Annotated in this window: 18 protein-coding genes; 5 read left to right on the top strand and 13 right to left on the bottom strand. The window is 69.9% G+C overall.

Annotated elements, in window-relative coordinates:
* The first annotated feature begins 10 nt into the window (after nucleotides 1-10).
* On the top strand, nucleotides 11-865 hold the full coding sequence (locus tag G6N16_RS10070; RefSeq protein ID WP_083029843.1) for a D-alanyl-D-alanine carboxypeptidase family protein: 855 nt from the start codon (nucleotides 11-13) through the stop codon (nucleotides 863-865).
* A 9-nt stretch (nucleotides 866-874) separates the two neighbouring features.
* Here G6N16_RS10070 and G6N16_RS10065 read toward each other — a convergent pair whose 3' ends face one another.
* Both G6N16_RS10065 and ffh read right to left on the bottom strand, forming a co-directional pair.
* Complete coding sequence (locus tag G6N16_RS10065) at nucleotides 875-1,945, bottom strand: amidohydrolase family protein (RefSeq protein ID WP_083029844.1); 1,071 nt, start codon at nucleotides 1,943-1,945, stop codon at nucleotides 875-877.
* 23 nt (nucleotides 1,946-1,968) lie between these two features.
* Nucleotides 1,969-3,534 (bottom strand): signal recognition particle protein, encoded by a 1,566-nt coding sequence (gene ffh / locus G6N16_RS10060; RefSeq protein WP_083029904.1) that lies wholly within the window; start codon nucleotides 3,532-3,534, stop codon nucleotides 1,969-1,971.
* 217 nt (nucleotides 3,535-3,751) lie between these two features.
* Here ffh and G6N16_RS21640 point away from each other — a divergent pair, with 217 nt between their 5' ends.
* Nucleotides 3,752-4,600 (top strand): M23 family metallopeptidase, encoded by an 849-nt coding sequence (locus G6N16_RS21640; RefSeq protein WP_197913099.1) that lies wholly within the window; start codon nucleotides 3,752-3,754, stop codon nucleotides 4,598-4,600.
* A gap of 129 nt (nucleotides 4,601-4,729) precedes the next feature.
* Entirely contained in the window at nucleotides 4,730-5,581 is an 852-nt protein-coding gene (locus G6N16_RS10050; protein WP_163787848.1) for a CHAP domain-containing protein, read from the top strand.
* Nucleotides 5,582-5,606: 25 nt separating this feature from the next.
* Here the strand turns inward: G6N16_RS10050 and G6N16_RS10045 are convergent, their stop codons facing one another.
* The 3 genes from G6N16_RS10045 to G6N16_RS10035 all read right to left on the bottom strand — a co-directional run bounded on the left by G6N16_RS10045 (nucleotide 5,607) and on the right by G6N16_RS10035 (nucleotide 9,775).
* Complete coding sequence (locus G6N16_RS10045) at nucleotides 5,607-8,009, bottom strand: [protein-PII] uridylyltransferase (RefSeq protein ID WP_083029846.1); 2,403 nt, start codon at nucleotides 8,007-8,009, stop codon at nucleotides 5,607-5,609.
* Between the two features lie 66 nt (nucleotides 8,010-8,075).
* Nucleotides 8,076-8,414 carry a P-II family nitrogen regulator gene (locus G6N16_RS10040; RefSeq protein ID WP_083029847.1) on the bottom strand — a complete coding sequence of 113 codons (339 nt, stop codon included), beginning with the start codon at nucleotides 8,412-8,414 and terminating at the stop codon, nucleotides 8,076-8,078.
* An 8-nt stretch (nucleotides 8,415-8,422) separates the two neighbouring features.
* Nucleotides 8,423-9,775, bottom strand: coding sequence for an ammonium transporter (locus tag G6N16_RS10035; RefSeq protein ID WP_179961194.1), 1,353 nt, complete (start codon nucleotides 9,773-9,775; stop codon nucleotides 8,423-8,425).
* 182 nt (nucleotides 9,776-9,957) lie between these two features.
* Between G6N16_RS10035 and fdhD the strand changes: the two genes are divergently transcribed.
* Nucleotides 9,958-10,833, top strand: coding sequence for a formate dehydrogenase accessory sulfurtransferase FdhD (gene fdhD / locus G6N16_RS10030; RefSeq protein WP_083029848.1), 876 nt, complete (start codon nucleotides 9,958-9,960; stop codon nucleotides 10,831-10,833).
* A complete protein-coding gene (locus G6N16_RS10025) occupies nucleotides 10,830-13,205 on the top strand; it encodes an FdhF/YdeP family oxidoreductase (RefSeq protein ID WP_083029849.1) in 2,376 nt (791 codons plus the stop codon). Before fdhD ends, G6N16_RS10025 begins: the two co-directional genes overlap by 4 nt.
* 53 nt (nucleotides 13,206-13,258) lie before the next feature.
* Here G6N16_RS10025 and ftsY read toward each other — a convergent pair whose 3' ends face one another.
* From ftsY to sepIVA, 8 genes are all read right to left on the bottom strand, one after another.
* The gene (ftsY, locus tag G6N16_RS10020) at nucleotides 13,259-14,554 is read right to left on the bottom strand and encodes a signal recognition particle-docking protein FtsY (RefSeq protein WP_083029850.1); all 1,296 of its coding nucleotides are present in this window, start codon (nucleotides 14,552-14,554) and stop codon (nucleotides 13,259-13,261) included.
* An 84-nt stretch (nucleotides 14,555-14,638) separates the two neighbouring features.
* The gene (gene smc, locus G6N16_RS10015; RefSeq protein ID WP_083029851.1) at nucleotides 14,639-18,247 is read right to left on the bottom strand and encodes a chromosome segregation protein SMC; all 3,609 of its coding nucleotides are present in this window, start codon (nucleotides 18,245-18,247) and stop codon (nucleotides 14,639-14,641) included.
* A 32-nt stretch (nucleotides 18,248-18,279) separates the two neighbouring features.
* Nucleotides 18,280-18,558, bottom strand: coding sequence for an acylphosphatase (locus G6N16_RS10010; RefSeq protein WP_083029852.1), 279 nt, complete (start codon nucleotides 18,556-18,558; stop codon nucleotides 18,280-18,282).
* Nucleotides 18,559-18,565: 7 nt separating this feature from the next.
* On the bottom strand, nucleotides 18,566-18,979 hold the full coding sequence (locus tag G6N16_RS10005; RefSeq protein ID WP_083029907.1) for an OsmC family protein: 414 nt from the start codon (nucleotides 18,977-18,979) through the stop codon (nucleotides 18,566-18,568).
* A gap of 69 nt (nucleotides 18,980-19,048) precedes the next feature.
* Nucleotides 19,049-19,909 carry a bifunctional DNA-formamidopyrimidine glycosylase/DNA-(apurinic or apyrimidinic site) lyase gene (gene mutM, locus G6N16_RS10000; RefSeq protein ID WP_083029853.1) on the bottom strand — a complete coding sequence of 287 codons (861 nt, stop codon included), beginning with the start codon at nucleotides 19,907-19,909 and terminating at the stop codon, nucleotides 19,049-19,051.
* A complete protein-coding gene (gene rnc, locus G6N16_RS09995) occupies nucleotides 19,909-20,613 on the bottom strand; it encodes a ribonuclease III (RefSeq protein ID WP_083029854.1) in 705 nt (234 codons plus the stop codon). The genes mutM and rnc overlap by 1 nt, the downstream gene beginning before the upstream one ends.
* Entirely contained in the window at nucleotides 20,606-21,148 is a 543-nt protein-coding gene (locus tag G6N16_RS09990) for a YceD family protein (RefSeq protein WP_083029855.1), read from the bottom strand. Before G6N16_RS09990 ends, rnc begins: the two co-directional genes overlap by 8 nt.
* A gap of 43 nt (nucleotides 21,149-21,191) precedes the next feature.
* Entirely contained in the window at nucleotides 21,192-21,929 is a 738-nt protein-coding gene (gene sepIVA / locus G6N16_RS09985; RefSeq protein WP_083029856.1) for a cell division protein SepIVA, read from the bottom strand.
* Nucleotides 21,930-22,011: the final 82 nt, after the last annotated feature.

Here is a 22,011-nt window from a genome sequence, read left to right as displayed (position 1 = left end):
CGTCGGCGGGATGGGTGTGCCTGCCGTCGCGCGCGTCCGCCGCGGGCTCGCGCTGGTGGCGACCGCTTTGCTGCTCGCCGTCGGCTCCCCCACCGCGACGGCCGCCCCCGACGCCGCCACCGCGCTCACCGCCCCCGACGCCGCGGCGAAGGCGTGGCTGCTGGCCGACCTGGGCGCCGGCTCCATCCTGGCCAGCAAGGACCCGAACGGTCGCTACGCGCCGGCATCGACCATCAAGGCGCTGCTGGCGATGACGGTGCTGGACAACCTCAATCCCAATGTCGCCGTGCGCGCGACGACTGCGCACACCAAGGTCGAATGTTCCTGTGTCGGGCTGGTTCCCGGCGCGGTCTACACCGCACGGCAGTTGCTCGACGGCCTGCTGATGGTCTCCGGCAACGATGCCGCGAACCTGCTCGGTGACATGCTCGGCGGCTACCGGTCGGCGATCACCCGGATGACGGCCAAGGCCCAGAGCGTGGGCGCGACGAGTACCCGGGCCATGTCGCCGTCGGGTCTGGACGGGCCGGGCTTCGAAACCGTCACCACGCCACACGATCTGGCGGTCATCTACCGGGCGGCCATCCAGTACCCGATCATCGCGCAGATCTTCGGCCAGCGGACCACCCAGTTCCCCGATGGCCGGGGCGGGGCCAAAACCCTTACCGCGCAGAACAAACTGCTCGATCGCTATCCGGGTGACATCGCCGGTAAGACCGGCTACACCGATCTGGCCGGCCACACGTTCGTCACCGTCGCCCAGCGCAACGGCCGAACCCTGGCGGTGGTGTTGATGAAGAGCACCGGCGACATGTGGGACCAGGCTACCGGCCTGCTGGACTGGGGCTTCGCCCAAGGGCGCTAGGCACCGCGGTCAGCGGAAAGCCCGACCGCCCAAGATCACCAGATCCGGGCGCCCCGGTCCCCCGGGACGACGGGGGTCCTCGGCGTAGCAGACCAGGTCTGCGGGCGCTCCGTCCTCGATACCGGGTTGCCCCAACCACTTCCGGGCATCCCAGGACGCCGCGCCGAGCGCGTCGTGCGGGCTCATCCCGATGCGGTTCAGCGCGGCGATCTCCTCGGAGATCCGGCCGTGCGCGATCATCCCGCCGGCGTCGGTCCCGGCGTAGATCGGGATCCCCGCCTCGTGCGCGGCACCGATGCGCGCGGCGCTGGTGGCGTACAGGTCGCGCATGTGCTTGGCGTACACCGGGTACTTCCCGGCGCCCTCGGCGATTCCGGGAAAGTTGTCGATATTGATCAGCGTGGGCACCAGCGCAGTGCCGTGGTCGAGCATCGACGCGATGATGTCGTCGGTGATGCCGGTGCCGTGTTCGATGCAGTCGATGCCGGCGTTGATCAATCCGGGCAGAGCGTCCTCACCGAAGACGTGCGCGGTCACCCGGGCCCCGTTGGCATGTGCGGCGGCGATCGCCTCGACGAGCACCGCATCCGACCACAGCGGCGCCAGATCGCCGACACCCCGGTCGATCCAGTCACCGATCAGCTTCACCCAACCGTCGCCGGCGCGGGCCTGTTCGGCCACGGCCTCGGGCAGCTGGGATTCGTCCTCCAGGTCTATCGGCAGACCGGGAATGTAGCGCTTGGGCCGGGCCAGGTGTTGACCGGCGCGGATGATGCGCGGCAGGTCAGAGCGGTCGTCGAGGCTGCGGGTGTCGATCGGCACTCCGGCGTCGCGGATCAGCAGCACGCCGGCGCCGCGTTCGGTCTCGGCCTGCTCGATCGCCTCCTCCAGGGTGGTCCCGCCGTGCACTCCGAGACCGATGTGGCAGTGCGCGTCCACCAGCCCCGGAGCGATCCAGCCTCCGTCGAAAACCGTTGTGGCACTGGCGATCGGCTCTGCGGACAGCACGCCGTCGGCGATCCACCAGTCGACCGGCGACTCATCCGGCAGCGCGGTGGCGCGCACGTGTAGAGCCGTCACGGCCGACCTCCCGTCGTCGAAACCTATTTCTGTCCGGGGAATTTCAGCTTCGACAGGTCGAAACCGGCCAGCCCGGGAGGTAATTCATCCAGACCCGGCGGCATCTGCGACAGGTCCGGGAAACCGGCCGGCATGCCGGGGCCGAACGGGCTGCGGGCCTTGGGCGGCGTCGGGCCGCGGCCCTTCCCCTTGCCTTTGCTCTTGCCCTTGGCGGCTTTGCGGTTCTTGTTCGACTTGCGGCTGATACCGGGAATCCCGAGTCCGCCGACCATCTGGGTCATCATCTTGCGGGCCTCGAAGAACCGGTCCACCAGCTGATTTACCTCGGTGACGGTGACCCCGGAGCCGTTGGCGATGCGCAGCCGGCGCGACGCGTTGATGATCTTCGGATCGGCCCGCTCGGCGGGGGTCATGCCGCGGATGATGGCCTGCACCCGATCGAGCTGGCTGTCGTCGACGGCGGCCAGCGCGTCCTTCATCTGACCGGCGCCGGGCAGCATGCCGAGCAGGTTGCCGATCGGGCCCATCTTGCGGATGGCCAGCATCTGATCGAGGAAGTCTTCCAGGGTGAACTCGCCGCTGCCGATCTTGGCGGCGGCCTCCTCGGCCTGCTGCGCGTCGAAGACCTGCTCGGCCTGTTCGATCAGGGTGAGCACGTCGCCCATGCCCAGGATGCGCGACGCCATCCGGTCGGGGTGGAAGACGTCGAAATCTTCCAGCTTCTCGCCGGTGGAGGCGAACAGGATCGGCACGCCGGTGACCTCGCGCACCGACAGCGCCGCACCACCGCGGGCGTCGCCGTCGAGCTTGGTCAGCACAACACCGGTGAAGCCGACACCGGCGCCGAACGCCTCGGCGGTGGCCACCGCGTCCTGGCCGATCATGGCGTCGAGGACGAACAGCGTCTCGTCGGGTGACACGGCGTCGCGGATGGCCGCGGCCTGGGCCATCAGCACGTCATCGATGCCCAGTCGGCCGGCGGTGTCGACGATGACGACGTCGAAGTGCTTGGCCTTGGCCTCGGCCAGGCCCGCGGCGGCGACGGCGACCGGGTCACCGGGGCCGGCGCCGTCGATTTCGACGGCCTCGGGCGCGGTGCCGGGATGCGGCGCGAACACCGTGACCCCGGCGCGTTCGCCGACGATCTGCAGCTGGTTGACCGCGCCCGGGCGCTGCAGGTCACACGCCACCAGCAGCGGGTTGTGGCCCTGGCTCTTGAGCCATTTGGCCAGCTTGCCCGCCAGCGTGGTCTTACCGGCACCCTGCAGACCGGCCAGCATGATGACCGTCGGTGGGGTCTTGGCGAAGGCGAGCTGGCGGGTCTGTCCGCCGAGGATCCCGATCAGCTCGTCGTTGACGATCTTGACGACCTGCTGGGCTGGGTTGAGCGCGCCGGAGACCTCAGCGCCCTTGGACCGTTCCTTGACCCGGGCAATGAACTCGCGGACGACGGGCAACGAGACGTCGGCTTCCAGCAGCGCCAGCCGGATCTCGCGGGCGGTGGCATCGATATCGGCGTCGGTCAGCCGACCCTTGCCGCGCAGCCCGGCCAGCGCACCGGTCAACCGGTCGGAGAGGGATTCAAACACGAGGGCCAGCCTATCGCGACCGGCCGGACCGGCGGTGCCGACGGCGGCGGCCACCGCGCTGCACCCGCCCTTGCCCGCCGACGCGGGGCCGGTTCGATCCGGCGGTGGTCGTACGAACGGATGAATCGAACCCCGGGTTCCACCCTCCTGCTAACAGGATCTTCACAGGATCCGATGATGTTCCTGACAGTCTTTTCACACCTTCAGGGGGGTTCACGTGTTCGATCGGTCATCCATCTCGACGGCAACGACGGCCCGACGGCCTCACCTGCTGCGCAGCGTCACCGCCGGCTTGGCCGCAGCCCTGGCCGTGCCCGCCCTGGTTCTGGCCGCGCCGGCCAATGCCGAGACCGGCACCGTCAAGGTCAAGACGCAGAAGATGACCGATTCGACGCTGAAGTCCACCCAGAAGGGCTGGTACAGCGTTGGCGACAAGCTCAACCTCGTCTGCCACAAGCGCGGCCAGTCCGTCCAGGGGTACTTCAGCCGCTACCTGCCCAACGGCGGGTGGGACAACCTCTGGTACCGAACCGCCGATGGGCACTACGTCGCCGACGTCGATATCGAGACCGGCACCCAGAACGCGCTGGGCCCGGAGTGCTCCGCGCTCGACAACCCCGCACCGACGAGCAACGCCGCGCCGGCTCCGACGGCGGGCGGCAGCCTGCGGCTTCCTCTCAATAATGTGGCGCAGGGCCGCGGGTTCGGCGGAAGCGGGCACAACGGCATCGACTACCCGACGCCGGTCGGCACCCCGGTGTACGCCGCCGCCGATGGGACGGTGACGTTCGCAGGAGACGGCCGAAACAACAGCTGGATGGGCTGGCAGGCCGGGAACTGCATCCTGCTGAAGCACTCCGACAAATACACCGGGTACGCACATCTGAACAATGGTGGAATCAAAGTCTCCAACGGTCAGGCCGTGAAGAAGGGGCAGTTGATCGGCTACACCGGCAGCACCGGAAATTCGACGGGCCCGCATCTGCACTTCGAAGTCCTGCCGCTCAGGCCGGACTTCAAGAACGGGTACGCCGGCCGGGTCGACCCGGCGAAGTACTTCGGCTGAGCCAGAACTCGTCGCGCGTTGTCGTACGAACGGATGAATCACCCCGTCAGCGCACATTTTCCGCTAACAGCACGCGCACCGAGACAGATGTTCCGAGCAAGACTCACCGCAAACCACCAGGGGGATCCCATGTTCCACGGCTCATCGTCTTCGACCACCACCGCACGACGGAGGCGGCTGCTGCGCGGCCTAGCCGCCGGCCTGGCGGCCACCCTCGCCGTTCCGGCCCTGGCCCTGGCCGCCCCAGCCAATGCTGCCACCGGCACCGCCAAGGTCAAGACGCAGCGGATGACCGACGCCACGCTGAAGTCCACCCAGCACGGCTGGTACGAGGCGGGTCAGAAGCTGACCCTGGTCTGCTCCAAGCGCGGCCAGTCCATCAAGGGCTATTTCAGCTTCAACCTGCCCAACGGCGGGTGGGACAACCTCTGGTACCGGACCTCCGACGGTCACTACGTCGGCGACGTCGACATCGATACCGGCACGTTCAACGCGGTCGCACCGGATTGCTCCAAGGTCGACAACCCGGCACCGGCCAACACGCCGGCACCGGTGGCCGCAACGAACGGCCGTCCGAAGGGACAGACCTTGGGCAGCAACCCGTATGCAGCGGGCTATGCCGGCTACTGCACCTACGGTGCCCAGGAGTTCGTCAAGAGAAATGCGGGTTACTACCTCAACGAGACGCGCCATGCCATGTATTGGGACGATGACGCCCGCGCCCGCGGTTGGAAGGTCGTCCTCGACGCCGAGCCGCGATCCGTCGTCGTGTTCGAGCCGTCGGTCGTGGGCGGTGTGGGCCACGTGGCCTGGGTCAACAGCGTCGACAAGCGCTCCGATGGCCGCTACATCAACATCACCGAGATGAATTACGGCGCCGGCGGAACCGAGGCAAACGGGTACAGAACCAAGGGCTTCAACAAGGAGAACAACCGGATTGTCAAGGACGTACCCGGAATGAGCTACATCCTGATCCCCTGATGCACCCGCTCAGACCGCCCGCGACTCAACTGGCCGCTTTGACCACCGGCGGCGCGGGCAGCACGGCATAGAGCTCAGCCTCCAGTCGCTGCTGCATCGCGCCGTCGGCGTCGGCGGGCAACGTCACGGCGAACACGTCGATCACGGTGGATCCCAGGGTGGTGACCTTCGCCCAGGCCACGTCCACACCGGCGCGTTCGAAGACCGACGTCAGCACGGCCAACAAGCCGGTCGCGTCGGCACTGCGAACCTCGACCACCAACTGGTCCCCGGTCCCGGGGTGCCAGAGGATCCGGGGCGGCGCCGACGGCGTGTTGATCGGCACGGCAGCGCGGGTCCGGTCCTGACGGCGGCCCTCGGTGGCGTCGCGTTCCTTGCGGGCCAGCTCATCGAGCACATTCAGGCCGCCGGACAGTGCCAGGCCGAGTTGCTGGCGCAGGAGTTCGGCGGCCGGCGGCGCACCGAAGTGCGGCACCACCCGGAACGTATCGATCGCCGAGCCGGCCACGCTGTTCACCGAGGCCGCCTGTACCCGTAGTGAATTGAGCGCCAGCACACCGGCCGAGCGGGAGAGCACACCGCGAACGTCGGGCGCGACGACGGTGACCGTGTAGTCCTCGCCATCCGTAGGCTCCAGCTGGACGTGCACCTCGCCGTCGGAGGCAAGCTCCACCAGCGCCGGGTCGATCGGGTCGGGCTGCGGCAGCGATTCACCGGCGAGCACCAGTCGGCAGCGGCGCACCAGGTCGCCGATCAGCGATGCCTTCCAGTCGCCCCACACCCCCGGCCCGGTGGCCTGCCCGTCGGCCTCGGCCAGCGCGGCCAGCAGCTCCAGCAACTGACCGTCGCCGTCGAGCGTGTCGACCACCGAGGCGATGGTGGCCGGGTCCGCCAGGTCGCGGCGGGTGGCGGTACTCGGCAGCAGCAGGTGATGGCGCACCATCTTGGTCAAGGTGTCGATGTCCGATGGCCACAGGCCGATCCGCTGCCCCACCGCGGCGGCCAGCTCGGCGCCGAGCACACTGTGGTCGCCGCCGCGGCCCTTGCCGATGTCATGCAGCAGAGCACCCAGCACCAGCAGGTCGGGTCGCGCCACCTGCGTGGTCAATGCCGCTGCGCGAGAAACGGTTTCGGTCAGATGCCGGTCGACGGTCCAGATGTGCACAACATCACGCGGCGGCAGGTCGCGAACCGCGCCCCATTCGGGGAACAACCGGCCCCACAGCCCGGTGCGGTCCAGCGCCTCGATGGTGCTCACCGTGGCCGGACCGGCCGACAGCGTCACCAGCAGGTCGTTGAGCGCCGACGACGGCCACGGCGACCGCGGCGCGGGTGCGGATTCCACCAGCCGGCCCAGGGTCGCACCGGCGATCGGCAGACCGGTGGACGCCGAGGCGGCGGCCACCCGCAGGATCAGCCCCGGGTCGCGCTCCGGTCGGGCATCCCGGGCCAGCATCACCTCGCCGCTGTATTCGATGACCCCCTCGTCCAGTGGCCGGCGCACCGGACGGCGGAGAGCGGCAAAACCCCTCTTGGGCAGGCTGTTCGACGCGGTGCGGATCCCGGCGTCGACGTGGTAACCGATGGTGCGGGCCGCATCCGAGAGCATGCGGGCCAGGTCGAAGCGGTCGCCGATGTGCAGCGCCGCGCCGATCTCGTCGGCGTTCTGCGCCAGCACGGTGTCGCGGCCCCGGCCGGAAACCCGGTGTAGTTCGGTGCGCACATCCAGCAGCGCCGACTGCGCCTCGGCCAGCGATCCGATCGGTTCGGCCGCCGTGCGCAGGGGCGGCCCGTCGGCCAGCTGCGCGATGGCCAGCGCATTGAGCAACTGCACGTCGCGCAGACCGCCGCGACCGAGTTTGAGGTCGGGTTCGGCGCGGTGGGCGATCTCACCGCTGCGTTCCCAGCGCGCCCGCGCGGAATCGACCAGCTCGGTGAACCGCGACGCGATGCCGGTTCGCCAGGCCCGACGGGCCCCGCCGATCAGCAGTTTCGACAGCTCGCTGTCACCGGCGATGTGCCGGGCCTCCAGCATCGCCATCCCCGCGCTAAGGTCTGCATTGGCCACCGTCAACGCCCCCGGGACCGTGCGGACGCTGTGGTCGAGGCGAATGTTGGCGTCCCACAACGGATACCAGAGAGCCTCGGCGATCTCCGAGATCTGCTCCGAGTCGAGGTTGTCGTGCAGCAGCATCAGGTCGAGGTCGGTGTAGGGCACCATCTCGCCGCGGCCCAGGCCGCCGGTCGCCACGATGGCGATGCCACTGGTTTCGGTGATGCCCAGTTCGTTGGCCTTGCCGGTCAACCACAGTTCGTACAGATCCCGCAGCGCCATCCGCAGTTCCGGAGCACTCAGGTGCCGTTCCCCGGCGACCAGCTTGTCGACCGCGGCGACCAACTCGGTGGCGGGTTTGGCCGAATGTGCCATCGGTGTCTCCCTTCTGGTTCGAACCGGGACAGCGGGGCCTCTGTGCGCCGTCGCCTGTCGCGCTGATCAGAGCGCGTCGGACCCACGCTCCCCCGTACGCACCCGCACCACCGTTTCCACCGGGCTGACCCACACCTTGCCGTCGCCGATCTTGCCGGTACGCGCGGCGGCCACGATGATGTCGACCACCCGGTCCACCGCCGCGTCATCCACGATGACCTCGACGCGGACCTTCGGCACGAAGTCCACCGAGTACTCCGCGCCGCGGTAGACCTCAGTGTGGCCCTTCTGCCGGCCGTAGCCCTGGACCTCGCTGACCGTCATCCCCAGGATGCCGGCCTCCTCCAGCCCGGTCTTCACGTCTTCCAGCGTGAACGGCTTGACGATTGCGGTGATCAGCTTCATGTTCTCCCTCACTCCTGCGCACTGTGTCGTCCGATGACCGACCCCGCGCCGGCTGCGGCGAAGTCGTAGGCCGTCTCCGCGTGAGCGGCCTCGTCGATGCCCGCCGATTCCTCCTCGCGGTCGAGCCGAAGTCCGATCGTGTACTTGATGATCAAGGCCAAGATAGCGGTGGCGATCGCCGAATACGCCAGCACCACCACGACGCCGACGGCCTGTCGCCACAACTGGTCGAATCCGCCGCCGTAGAACAGTCCGGCAACACCGGCCGGTGCCTCCTTGGTGGCCACCAGGCCGACCATCAGGGTGCCGGCGATACCGCCGACCAGGTGCACGCCGACGACGTCGAGCGAATCATCGAAGCCGAAGCGGAACTTGAGCCCCACGGCCAATGCGCAGGCCACCCCGGCGACCGCACCGATGGCCAGTGCGCCCAGCACGTTCACCGAGGAGCACGACGGGGTGATGGCGACCAGGCCGGCGACGATGCCCGAGGCGGCGCCCAGCGAGGTGGCGTGCCCGTCCCGGATCCGCTCGGTGAGCAACCAGCACAGCATGGCCGCGGCGGTGGCCACGGTGGTGGTGATGAACGTGGTGCCGGCAGTGCCGTTCGCCGAGGCGGCCGAGCCGGCGTTGAAGCCGTACCACCCGAACCACAGCAGTCCGGCGCCGAGCATCACGAACGGCAGGTTGTGCGGGCGCATCGGCAGCCGCGGCCACCCGAGGCGCTTGCCGAGAATGATCGCCAGGACCAGGCCCGCGGTACCGGCGTTGATGTGCACCGCGGTACCGCCGGCGAAGTCGATCGCCTTGAGCTGGTTGACGATCCAGCCACCGTGGTGCACGACGGAGCCGTCGTCGGTGCTGACGTCGGCGTCGAAGACCCAGTGCGCGACGGGAAAGTACACCACCGTGACCCACAGCGCCGCGAACGCCAGCCAGGCGCCGAACTTGAGCCGGTCGGCGACCGCACCGGAGATCAGCGCGACGGTGATGATCGCGAACATCAGCTGAAATGCCACGAACACCGTTGCCGGGACGGTGCCCATCAGCGGGATCTGCGTGGTGTCGGTTGCATTGCCGCCGAGCAGTCCCTCCAGGCCGAAGAACTGGGCCGGGTTGCCGAACAGCCTGCCCACGTCGTTGCCGAACGTCATGGAATAGCCGTAGAGCACCCACAGCACGGTCACCACGCCCATGGCACTGATGCTCATCATGATCATGTTCAGCACACCGCGGGCGCGAACCATGCCCCCGTAGAAGAAGGCCAGGCCCGGAGTCATCAGCAGCACCAGCGCGGCGCTGACCAGCAACCAGGCGGTGTCACCGGTGTTCGGTGTCCCGAGTATCGGATAGTGATCCACGCGCGCCGTCCTCCTTCAGCCACGTCGCGGCTGTGCCGTCGACCTGACCAAGAGAATTCCCAGCTGTTGTTTCCACGACGGCGCGCTGATGTTTCGCCGAGGTGAATGGATACGCGAGGTTCGTTTCGGTGGCGTTACGCGTCCGTTCGCGGCACCCGATGGTCCGGGAGTAACCTCGCCGCATGGGGCGTATCACGGCGCGACGCCCGGTGACGAAAATCGTCGTCGGTGTCGGTGAGGACCGCGTCCCGGACGTCCTGGCCGTCGAAGAGCCGCTGGAGATCCGGGTCGGCGGTCGCCCACTGGCCGTCACCATGCGCACGCCCGGCAGCGACGTCGAGCTCGCCGCTGGATTCCTGGTTTCCGAAGCCGTCATCGCCCGCGGGGACCAATTCCGCTCCGCCATCCACTGCGGCGGACCGGGCACCGGTGGCGGCGGCAACACCTACAACGTTTTGGACGTCACGCTGTCCCCCGGCACCTCGGCGCCGGCGCCCGAGGCCACACGGAACTTCTATACGACCAGTTCCTGCGGAGTGTGCGGGAAGGCCGGCATCGACGCGATCGAGACCGTCTCGCAGTACGACGTCGCGGCCGACGCCGCCGTGCTGGATGCAACGCGGCTGGCCACCTTCCCCGACGAGCTCCGGGCACGCCAGGGCATATTCGACCGCACCGGTGGCCTGCACGCCGCCGCGTTGTTCGACGCGGCGACCGGACAGCTGCTGGTGCTGCGCGAGGACGTCGGCCGGCACAACGCCGTCGACAAGGTCATCGGCTGGGCCGTGCTCAACGACCGGGTCCCGCTGCGCGGGTGCGTCCTACAGGTTTCCGGCCGGGCGAGCTTCGAGCTGGTACAGAAGGCCGTCATGGCCGGCGTCCCGTTCCTCGCCGCGGTGTCCGCCCCGTCATCGTTGGCCGTCGAACTCGCCGAAGCGGCCGGGCTGACCCTGGTCGGCTTCCTGCGCGGACGCTCGATGAACGTCTACAGCCACCCGCACCGCATCCGCGCGGGCGCCCCGGCCACAGCCAGGCGAGCTGAAGGAGCACTGCCATGACCGACATCCAGCACAACCCCGCCGAGCAGCGCGACGAGGCGCTCCCGCCGCCGGAGAAGCCCACCGGGCTGATGTCGCGTCGGCCCCGGCAGGGCGGGTACGGGCCACCGACCGACCGCGGCTGGTCGCAGCGGCCTTACCACCACCCGGCGGCGGCCTGGGGCGCGGCGATGTCGGTGGGCAAGGTGATCGCCCGCGAGCGCGAGCCGATCGCCGGGCCGCTCGCGACGCTGAAGATGAACCACCCGATCGCCGGCTACGACTGCCCGGGCTGCGCCTGGCCGGACGACCAGCACGGGCTGCGGCTGGACATCTGCGAGAACGGCATGAAACACGTCACCTGGGAGATGACGCACAAGCGCGTCGGGCCGTGGTTCTTCGCCGCCCACACCGTCACCGAGTTGGCCGAGTGGACCGATTTCGAGTTGGAGGACGCCGGACGGCTGACCGACCCGATGGTCTACGACGCCGACCTGGACAAATACGTGCCGATCTCCTGGGACGCCGCGTTCGCGCTGATCGCCGAGGAACTGCGCGCGCTGCCGACCCCCGACGCGGCGACGTTCTACACCTCGGGCCGGCTGAGCAACGAGGCCTCCTACCTCTACCAGCTGTTCATGCGCGAATTCGGCACCAACAACATGCCGGACTGCTCCAACATGTGCCACGAGGCGTCCGGGCGCGCGCTGAATGCCTCGATCGGCACCGGCAAGGGCACCACCGATCTGTCCGACTGGGCCGAGGCGGATCTGCTGCTGCTTCTCGGGGTCAACGCGGCGTCCAACGCCCCGCGAATGCTTACGTCGCTGATGGAGATGGTCAAGCACGGCGCCCAGGTGGTGCACGTCAACCCGCTGGTGGAGGCCGCCGCCACCCGGACCATCGTGCCGCATGACTTCCTGGACATGGCGCTGCTGCGATCCAGCCCCACCGGCACCTGGGATCTGCAGGTCCGCCCCGGCGGCGATATGGCGATGATGCGCGCGATCGCGAAAGTGGTCTTTGAAGCCGCCGACACCGACCCCGGCGTGCTCGACAACGAGTTCATCGCCGCGCACACCACCGGCCTCGAGCAGTACCGGGCGCTGGTGCAGGCCACCTCCTGGGCGGACCTGGTGGAGCAGTCCGGGCTGACCGAACAGCAGTTGCGCCGACTCGGCGCGCTCTATGTGCAGTCCGACAAGACGATCATCAGCTGGTGCCTGGGCGTCGCCCAGCACGAGCACGCGGTCGACATGATCCGCGAATTCGCCAACGTGCTGCTGTTGCGCGGCAACATCGGCCGTCCGGGCGCCGGGCCGTCGCCGGTGCGCGGACACAGCAATGTCCAGGGCAACCGCACCTGCGGGATCGACCATCACGCGCCGACCGGGCTGCTCGACGCCCTCGACGCCCACCACGGCATCACCTGCCCGCGCACGCCGGGCCTGGACACCGTCGGCAGCATCGCGGCCATGCACCGCGGCGACGTTCAGGTGTTCGTCTCCCTCGGCGGAAACTTCGTGCTCGCCGCGCCGGACACCGACTTCACCGCCGCGGCGCTGGCGCGCTGCGCGCTGACCGTGCAGGTCAGCACCAAACTCAATCGCAGCCACCTGGTGCACGGCCGTAAGGCGCTGATCCTGCCGTGCCTGGGCCGCACCGAGCGCGACATTCAGCGCGACGGCCTGCAGGGACAGACCGTCGAGGACGCGATGAGCATGGTGCACCTGTCGGTCGGCCGGAAGAAACCGGCGTCGGAGAATCTGCGCTCGGAACCGGAGATCATCGCGCGGATGGCCAGGGCGACGTTGCCGCACAGCCGGATCCCGTGGGAGGAGTACACCGCGAACTACGACCGCATCCGCGACGACATGGCCGTGGTGCTGCCCGGTTTCGCCGATTTCAACGAGTTGATCCGCAAACCGTTGGGCTTCCGGATCCCGCAGCCGGCCCGGGAGCGGGAGTTCGTCACCGGATCGGGCAAGGCGGAGTTCTCCAGCGCGCCGCTGCACGACGTGCGGCCGCCGGCGGCGGACATGCTGGTGCTGCAGACCATGCGCTCGCACGACCAGTGGAACACCACCATCTACGCCAACAACGACCGCTACCGCGGGGTGAAGAACATCCGCGAACTGATCTTCATGAACGACGCCGATATGGCCGAACGCGGGATCCCCGACGGTTCGCTGGTCGACATCGTCTCGACGTGCAAGGACGGCTCCCAGCGGGAGCTGCGGTCCTACCGGGCGATCGCATACAACACCCCCAAGGGCAGTGCGGCCGGGTACATGCCGGAGATGAACGTGCTGATCGGCCATGCCGACTACAGCGCGCAGAGCGACCAGCCACTGGCCAAGAGCATCAACATCCGGGTCACCCCGGCGCGGTAGCTAACCCAACAGCGCCGGGCCGATTCGCACTGTCTGGGCCTCGCGCTGCGCGCTCAGCCCAACAGTGCGTCCACAAACGCCCCCGGCTCGAAGGGTGCCAGGTCGTCGGGCCCCTCGCCGAGGCCGACCAGTTTGACCGGCACGCCGAGGTCCTGCTGAACCCGGAATACGATGCCGCCCTTGGCGGTTCCGTCCAGCTTGGTCAGCGCCACCCCGGTGATGTCGACGACCTCGGAGAACACCTTGGCCTGTGCCAGACCGTTCTGGCCGATGGTGGCGTCGAGCACCAGCAGCACCTCGTCGACCACGGCCCGCTTCTCGACCACCCGCTTGACCTTGCCCAGCTCGTCCATCAGCCCGGTCTTGGTGTGCAGCCGCCCGGCGGTGTCGACGACGACGACGTCCGCGCCGGCGGCGATCCCCGAGCTCACCGCGTCGAACGCCACCGAGGCCGGATCGGCGCCCTCGGCGCCGCGGACCACCTCGGCCCCGACGCGCGAGCCCCAGGACTGCAGCTGGTCGGCGGCGGCGGCGCGGAAGGTGTCGGCTGCGCCCAGCACGACGCGGCGCCCGTCGGCGACCAGCACCCGGGCCAGCTTGCCGCAGGTGGTGGTCTTTCCGGTCCCGTTGACGCCGACCACCAGCAGCACCGACGGTGCATCGGCGTGCGGCAGCGCACGGATGGAGCGGTCGAACTCGGGATGAAGCTGGGCGATCAGCGCCTCGCGCAGCACGGCGCGGGCTTCCGCACCCGTGCGCGCACCGCTGGCGGCGAACTTGGCGCGTAGCTCGTCCACCACCGCGGCGGTGACGGTGGGCCCGAGGTCGGCGATCAGCAGGGTGTCCTCGATGTCCTGCCAGGAGTCCTCGTCGAGATCCCCGGTGCCGAGCAGCCCGAGCACACTCTTGCCCAGCGCGTTCTGCGACTTCGCCAACCGCCCGCGCAGCCGGTCCAGGCGGCCCTCGGTGGGGGCGATGGTGTCCAGTTGCGGTGCCGGCGCGACGGGTGCGACCTCGACGACCTCGGTCTCGACGACCGGCTCCGCCACCTCCGGCTCGGGCAGCCGCACGTCGGAGATGGTGCGCTTGGGCGCATCGCGGGGAACCGCGGCGTCGTCACCGACCCCGGGCAGCCCGGACGGGTCCAGGGTCGCCGTCGCGCCGTCGCGAGTGCCCTCGCTGAAGCTGAAGCCGGTGCCGGCCTGGTAGCCGCCCGAACGGTCGATCGGGGTGTCCGGGCGGGGCTCAAGGCTGATGGTCCGGCTGCGGTACCGCACCAGCCCGACGATCAGCACGGTGATGATCAGGACCGCGACGACCGCGATGGCAATCCACGCTTGCGTTGGCATCCCGATATTGTTCCAGGCCGCCAGGTCGCAAGCGAAGCCGGAGGAACGGAGGCTTCGCGCAGCGGGCCTGGCGCATCGATCCCGCTACGCGGCCGGTTCGCCCCCGGTACCCGACGGCACGAGGTCCTGCCCGCGCAGCCGCTGGGAGATGACCTGGGTGATGCCGTCGCCCTGCATGGTGACGCCGTAGAGGGCGTCGGCGATCTCCATCGTCGGCTTCTGGTGGGTGATGACGATCAGCTGCGAACGCTCCCGCAACTGCTCGAACAACCCGATCAGCCTGCGCAGGTTGACATCGTCGAGGGCGGCCTCGACCTCGTCCATCACGTAGAACGGCGACGGCCGGGCCCGGAAGATCGCCACCAGCATGGCCACCGCGGTCAGCGACTTCTCGCCGCCGGACAGTAGCGAGAGCCTCTTGACCTTCTTGCCCGGCGGGCGGGCCTCCACCTCGATGCCGGTGGTCAGCATGTCCGACGGGTCGGTCAGCAGCAGCCGGCCCTCCCCGCCCGGGAACAGCGAGGCGAACACCTGGGTGAATTCGCGTTCCACGTCGGCGTAGGCCTCGGTGAACACCTGCAGAATCCGGGCGTCGACCTCCTCGACCACGTCGAGCAGGTCCTTGCGGGCGGCCTTGACGTCCTCCAGCTGGGTGGACAGGAAGTTGTAGCGCTCCTCCAGGGCGGCGAATTCCTCCAGCGCCAGCGGATTCACCCGGCCCAGCTCGGCCAGCTCCTTTTCCGCGCGCTTGGCGCGGCGCTCCTGGGTGGGCCGGTCGAACGGCATCGGCGCCGGCGCGGTGACCTGCTCGCCGCGCTCCTTGGCCTGCTCGTATTCGGCCATCTCCAGCTCGGTCGGCGGCAGCGCGACGTCGGGGCCGTACTCGGCGACCAGGTCCGCCGGTGCCAGCCCGAACTGCTCCAGGATGATCTGCTCCAACTGCTCCAGACGCAGCGCGGCCTGGGCCTTGGCGACCTCGTCGCGGTGCAGCGAGTCGGTCAGCGCGGCGATCCGGGCGCTCAGGGAATCGGTCTCGGCGCGGGCCGCGGTCAGCCCGGCCGCGCGTTCGGTGCGCTGCGCGGTGCACTGGTCGCGGCGGGCCGCGGCGACGGCGACGACGGCGGCCAACCGCTCGGCCACCCGGCGGCCGGAGTCGGCGACGGCCGCGGCGACCGCGGCGGCCCGCTCGCGGGCCACCCGGGCCCGCTGCGCCCGCAGCCGCGCCTCACGCTCGGCGGTGGCCTGTCGGCGCAGCGAATCCGCCCGGCCGCGAACGGCATTGGCCCGTTCCTCGGCGGTGCGCACCGCCAGCCGGGCCTCCACCTCGGCGCCGCGCGCCGCGTCGGCAACCATGGCGAGCTGCTCGCGGTCGGCAGTCTCGTCGTCCAGTTCGGCCGGCAGCGTCTCGGCGCCGTGCAGCCGGGCCTCCAGTTCGGCGAGCTCGGCGACGGTCTGGGCGCGCCCGGCCTCCAGTTCGTCACGGTTGCGGATCTGGCGCTGCCACTCCCCTTCGGCGGCACGCGCGGCCTGGCCCAGCCGGCCCAGCTGCTCGTAGATCGAGGAGATCGCGGCGTCGGACTCGTTGAGGGCCGCCAGCGCCTGGTCCGCGGCATCCCGACGGGACTGCTGTTCGGCCAGCGCACCGGCCAGCGCCGCCGCCAGCCGCTCGACCTGCGCCTCGGAAGCTTCCAATTGTGTTCGCGCCCGGTCAATTTCGGAGGTGATCTCCAACGTCGACGGCTTGCGGTCCGAACCGCCGCTGACCCAGCCGGATCCCACCAGGTCACCGTCGCGGGTCACCGCGCGCAGCTGCGGCGCCGCGGCGACCAGCGCCAGCGCGGCGGACAGATCCTCGACGACGGCAACCCGGTCCAGCATCGCGGTCAGCGCGCCGCGCAGTCGCCCAGGGACCTCCACCAGATCCAGGGCCCAGCGGGCACCGGCGGGCAGGGCGGGCAGGTCGGCGGTTGTGACGTCGGGCCAGTCGCCCAGCACGATCGCCGCGCGGCCGCCGTCGGCGGCCTTGAGCGCGGCGACGGCCGAACGGGCGGTCTCGGCGCCGTCGGCGGCCAGCGCGTCGGCGGCCGATCCGAGGACCGCGGCCAGCGCGGTCTCGTTGCCGGCGGACACCTTCACCAGCGTCGCCAGGCTGCCGAGAATGCCAGGCTCGCCGTGGTGTTCGGTCAGCCAGGCCGCACCGTCCTTGCGGTCCAACCCGACTGACAGGGCGTCGATCCGGGCCTGCAGCGAGGCGACCTCACGTTCAGCGGCGCGTTCAGCGGCCTGCAGTTCGGCCACCCGCTCGTCGGCCACCCGCAGCGCATCGACCATGCGCTCGTGTTGTTCATCCAGGCCCGCCTCGCCCTGGTCGAGCTCACCGACCCGGCTCTGCGCGGTCTCGAATTCGGCCTGTGCGGCCTGGGCCCGGTCGGCGGCCTCCTCGATGTTCTCGGTCAGCCGGCCGACCCGCTCGTCGATGGATTCGACGCGGGCCCGCATCGTCTCGACCTGCCCGGTCAGCCGGGCCAGCCCCTCGCGACGGTCGGCCTCGGCCCGGACGGCAGCCAGATGGGCGCGTTCGGCCTCGGCCGCCATCGCCTCGGCCTGGGACAGCTCGGCGCGGGCGTATTCGGCGCGTTCGCGCGCCTCGGCCAACTCGGCCAGCAGCTCGGCTTCGTAGGCGGCGACCTCGTCGGCCTCGGCGTCCAGGGCGTCGGGGTCCGGCCCGGTGTGCGCGACCGGTTCGGCCTCCAGCAGCTGGGCGCGTTCGCTGGCGATGCGGACCGTCGCGCTGACCCGCTCGGCCAGTGCGGACAGCCGGAACCAGGCCTGCTGGGCAGCCTCGGCGCGGCGGGTCAGCGCCGCCACCGCCGATTCGTGGGCGGCCAGTTCCTCGGCGGCGATCGCCAGCCGGGCGGCAGCTTCGTCGTGGTCGCGGCGCAGCGCGGCCTCGGTATCACCGACGCCGGCGAACTCGGCTTGGCGTCGCACCAGGTCGTCGGCGGCCAGCCGCAGCCGGGCGTCGCGCAGGTCGGCCTGGATCGTGGCGGCCCGTCGGGCCACCTCGGCCTGGCGGCCCAGCGGCTTGAGCTGGCGGCGCAGCTCGGTGGTCAGGTCGGTCAGCCGGGCCAGGTTGGCGGCCATCGCGTCGAGCTTGCGGACGGCCTTTTCCTTGCGGCGTCGGTGCTTGAGGACGCCAGCGGCCTCCTCGATGAACGCACGGCGGTCCTCGGGGCGGGACTCCAGGATCTGGGAAAGCCGGCCCTGGCCGACGATGACGTGCATTTCCCGGCCGATGCCGGAGTCACTCAGCAGTTCCTGGACGTCCATCAGCCGGCAGCTGGTGCCGTTGATCTCGTACTCGCCGGCGCCGTCGCGGAACATCCGGCGGGTGATGGAGACTTCGGAATATTCGATGGGCAGCGCGTTGTCGGAGTTGTCGATGGTCAGAGTGACCTCGGCGCGGCCCAGCGGTGCCCGGTTGGCGGTGCCGGCGAAAATGACGTCCTGCATCTTGCCACCGCGCAGCGCCTTGGCGCCCTGCTCGCCCATCACCCAGGTCAGCGCGTCGACGACGTTGGATTTGCCGGAGCCGTTGGGCCCGACGACACAGGTGATGCCCGGTTCGAAACGCAGAGTCGTCGGCGCGGCGAAGGACTTGAAGCCCTTCAGCGTCAGACTCTTGAGGTGCATGGCGTGCCAGCGTACCGGTGCCGTCGCGGGGGCTACCGCTCGGTAAACCCGCTGACCGAGGTCGTGTCCTGGGCCCAATCGGCGACGACGGTGTCCACGCGGCCCGGGGTACCGCCGCCGCGCAGCAGCGCCAGCAGTGATTCGCAGGCGCTTCGGGGGCCCTGCGCGACCACCAGCACCCGGCCGTCGGGCTGGTTCTTGGCGTAGCCGACGAGGCCGAGTTCCAGCGCCCGGGCCCGGGTCCACCAGCGGAAACCGACGCCCTGGACGCGTCCGTGCACCCAGGCGGTGAGCCGGACCTGCGCTGTCATGCCGGGCTCAGTCCCGGCCGTCGGCGATCTCGAAGGTGATCTCGGTGCCCGCCTTGAGGGTGCGTCCGACGGTGCACACCGAGTCGATGGCGCGGGCCACCACGGTGTGCACGCGGGCGGCTTCGGCCTCGGTCAGCCCGGACAGGTCGATGCGCAGCGTCTCGGCCAGCGCCGGGTACACCTCGTTGTCCCGGTCGGCGTCGCCGGACACGTCGATGCGGGCGTCGTAGTCGTCACCGAGCCGCCGCGCCAGCGGCTGGTCGCTGCTCATGCCGCTGCACGCGGCCAGCGCGATCTTCAGCAACTCGCCGGGGGTGAACACCCCCTCGACGTCCACCGACCCGATCAGCACCTCGGCGCCGCGCGAGCTGCGCCCGGTGTAGCGACGGGTCCCGGTGCGTTCCACCCACAGTTCGGTCATGAGCGCCATCTTCCCAGCCGCGACCATCGACGTTGCCGGCTGCCTGTCCATCGGGGCGGAATCGCCGGACTACCGGCGCGGGCGGGGCTGGCACCTCGGGCAATAGCACGACGAGCGGTTCATGAACTTCTCCCGGCGCATGATCGCCCCGCAGCGCCGGCACGGTCGTCCCTCCCGGCCGTAGGCGTCCAGGGCGCGGTCGAAGTACCCGGACTGGCCGTTGACGTTGACGTACAGCTCGTCGAACGACGTCCCGCCGGCGGCCAGCGCGTCGGTCATCACCTCGGCGGCGGCATCCAGCAGCGTGGCCAGTTTCGGTTTGCTCAGCACCTCGGCGGGCCGGGCGCCGTGGATGCCCACCCGCCACAGCGCTTCGTCGGCGTAGATGTTGCCGATCCCGGACACCACGGTCTGGTCCAGCAGCAGCCGTTTGATCTCGGAGTGCTTTCCGCGTAACACCTTTACCACCGCATCCCGGTCGAAGGCGGGATCCAGCGGGTCGGGCGCCAGATGCGCCACCGGCACCGGGACCTCGACTCCGCCGACGGTCACGAAGTCGGCCAGCTGCCAGCCGCCGAAGGTGCGCTGGTCGACGAAGTTCAGCAGGATGCCATCGCTCAGCGCTGCGGTGATCCGGATGTGCCCGGGGTTTCCGACGCCGCCGATCAGCATCTGCCCACTCATCCCGAGATGCACGACGAGGGCGAACTCGTCACCGCCGGCGGCGGCGATCCGCAACCACAGATACTTGCCCCGCCGCCCGGTCCCGACGATCCGGGCGCCGCGCAGCCTTGCGGTCAAATCGGGTGCGCCGCCGTCGTGCCGGCGCACCGCACGCGGGTGGGCGACGCTGACGTCGATGATGGTGCGGTCGAGCAGGTGGGTGTGCAGGCCGCGGCGGACCACCTCGACCTCGGGCAGTTCAGGCATCAGCCGGCGGCCGGTTCGGCCTCCAGGGCCGTGTAGGCCGCGGCGGCCGCCTTGAGCTCGGCCTCCTTCTTGGTCCGGCCCATGCCCTGCCCGTAGTCGGCCCCGGCGACAACGACGACGGCGGTGTACTCCTTGTCATGGTCCGGCCCGGTCGAGGTGACCTGGTAGCCGGGCGGGCCCAGGCCGCGGGCGGCGGTGAGCTCCTGCAGGCTTGATTTCCAGTCCAGGCCGGCACCGAGGGTGGGTGCGGTGTCCAGTAGGTCGGCGAACAGCGTCAGGATGACCCGCCGCACCACCTCGATGCCGTGTTCCAGGTACACCGCGCCCAGCAGCGATTCCACCCCGTCGGCCAGGATCGACGATTTGTCGGTTCCGCCGGTGTTGAGTTCACCGCGGCCCAGCAGCAGAAACTCCCCGAGCCCGGTTCCGGCCAGACCGCGGGCGAGGTCGGCCAGTGCCTGGGTGTTGACGATGCTGGCCCGCAGCTTGGCCAGATCGCCCTCGGAACGGTCCGGGTGGCGGTGGTACAGCTCGTCGGTGACGGTCAGCCCGAGCACGGCGTCGCCGAGGAATTCCAGCCGCTCGTTGGTCGGCAGCCCACCGTTCTCGTAGGCGTAGCTGCGGTGCGTCAGCGCCAGGGTGAGCAGTTCCTCGGGCAGGTCCACGCCCAGCGCGGCGAGCAACGGCCCCCGGTCGTCATTCATCGGCTTCGGCGCGGAACTCCGCCAGCTTGGCCCACCGCGGGTCGATGACGTCGTGCTGGTGGTCGGGTTCGGCCTCGGCCAGCGCGACACCGCACTGGGGGCACAGCCCGGGACAGTCCGGACGGCACACCGGGGCGAACGGCAGCTTGAGCCCGACGGCATCGACGATCGACTGTTCGAGATCCACGATGTCGTCGACGAGGTGGCCGACCTCGTCGGCCTCGGTGGTGGCTTCGGTGGTGCTGTCGGGGTAGGCGAACAGTTCGGTGAGCTCGATGTCCACCTCGCCGTCGAACTCGGTCAGGCAGCGCGAGCACTCGCCGACCGTCTGCGCCTCAACCGTGCCGGTGACCAGCACACCTTCGGACACCGATTGCAGCGTCAGGTCCAGCCGGATGGGCGCCCCGACCGGTATGGCGATGTGGTCCAGGCCGATGCGCGAGGGGCTGGGCACCGTTTCGGTGCGCGTGGTCAGCGCGCCCGGGCGTCGGCCCAGCCGCGCGACGTCGATCCGCAGGGGGTTGGCAGCCGGCATAACCGGAGATTCTACGTTGCCGAGAATCCCCGAGCGGCGGCGCTCAGCGCTGCACGTAGTCGTGGGTGCCGGCGGCGGTGCGCAGTTGGTGACGGCCGCGGCCGACCGAGCGCAGGGTGCCGTTGAGGTAGTCCTCGAACTCCGCGAGTTTGCTGTCGACGTAGATATCGCATTCGCCGCGCAGCCGGTCGGACTCGGCATGGGCCGAGTCGATCAGCCGGGTGGCCTCGGCGGTGGCGGTGGCCACGACCTCGGTCTGCGACACCAGCCGCTGCTGCTCCTTGATGCCTTCCTGGACGGCCTTTTCGTAGGAGATGTTGCCGCTCTCCACCAGCCGGTCTGCCTCGGCGCGGGCCCGGGCCATGATCGACTCGTGGTCGCGCTTGGCGGTGGTGACCAGCCGGTTGGCCTCCTCGTGGGCCTCGCCGACCACTCGGTCGCAGTGCGCGTGGGCCTCGGCGACCATCCGGTCGGCCTGCGCCTTGGCCTCGGCCAGCAGCCGGTCGGCCTCGGCGCGGGCGTGCCCGAGGGTCGATTCGGCCTCGGCGTTGGCGGAGGTGACGGTGGTGTCGGCGTGCTGCTTGGCGTCGCGCAGCATCCCGTCGCGGGCGTCCAGGACGTCCTGGGCGTCGTCGAGCTCGCCGGGGATGGCGTCCTTGATGTCATCGATGAGTTCCAGGACGTCACCGCGCGGGACGACGCAGCCTGCGGTCATCGGAACGCCGCGGGCCTCTTCGACGATGGCCCCCAGCTCGTCGAGTGCTTCAAATACTCGGTACACGGCGTTGCCTCCACGCTTGCGTTAATGGTGTTACCAGTGTGCATGGTGTGACAACTGTGACGATGGAGGTTGACCCGGTGTG

It is taken from the genome of Mycolicibacterium insubricum (assembly GCF_010731615.1).
GTDB classification, from domain to species: domain Bacteria; phylum Actinomycetota; class Actinomycetes; order Mycobacteriales; family Mycobacteriaceae; genus Mycobacterium; species Mycobacterium insubricum.
This window is presented reverse-complemented; position numbering and strand designations above follow the sequence as displayed.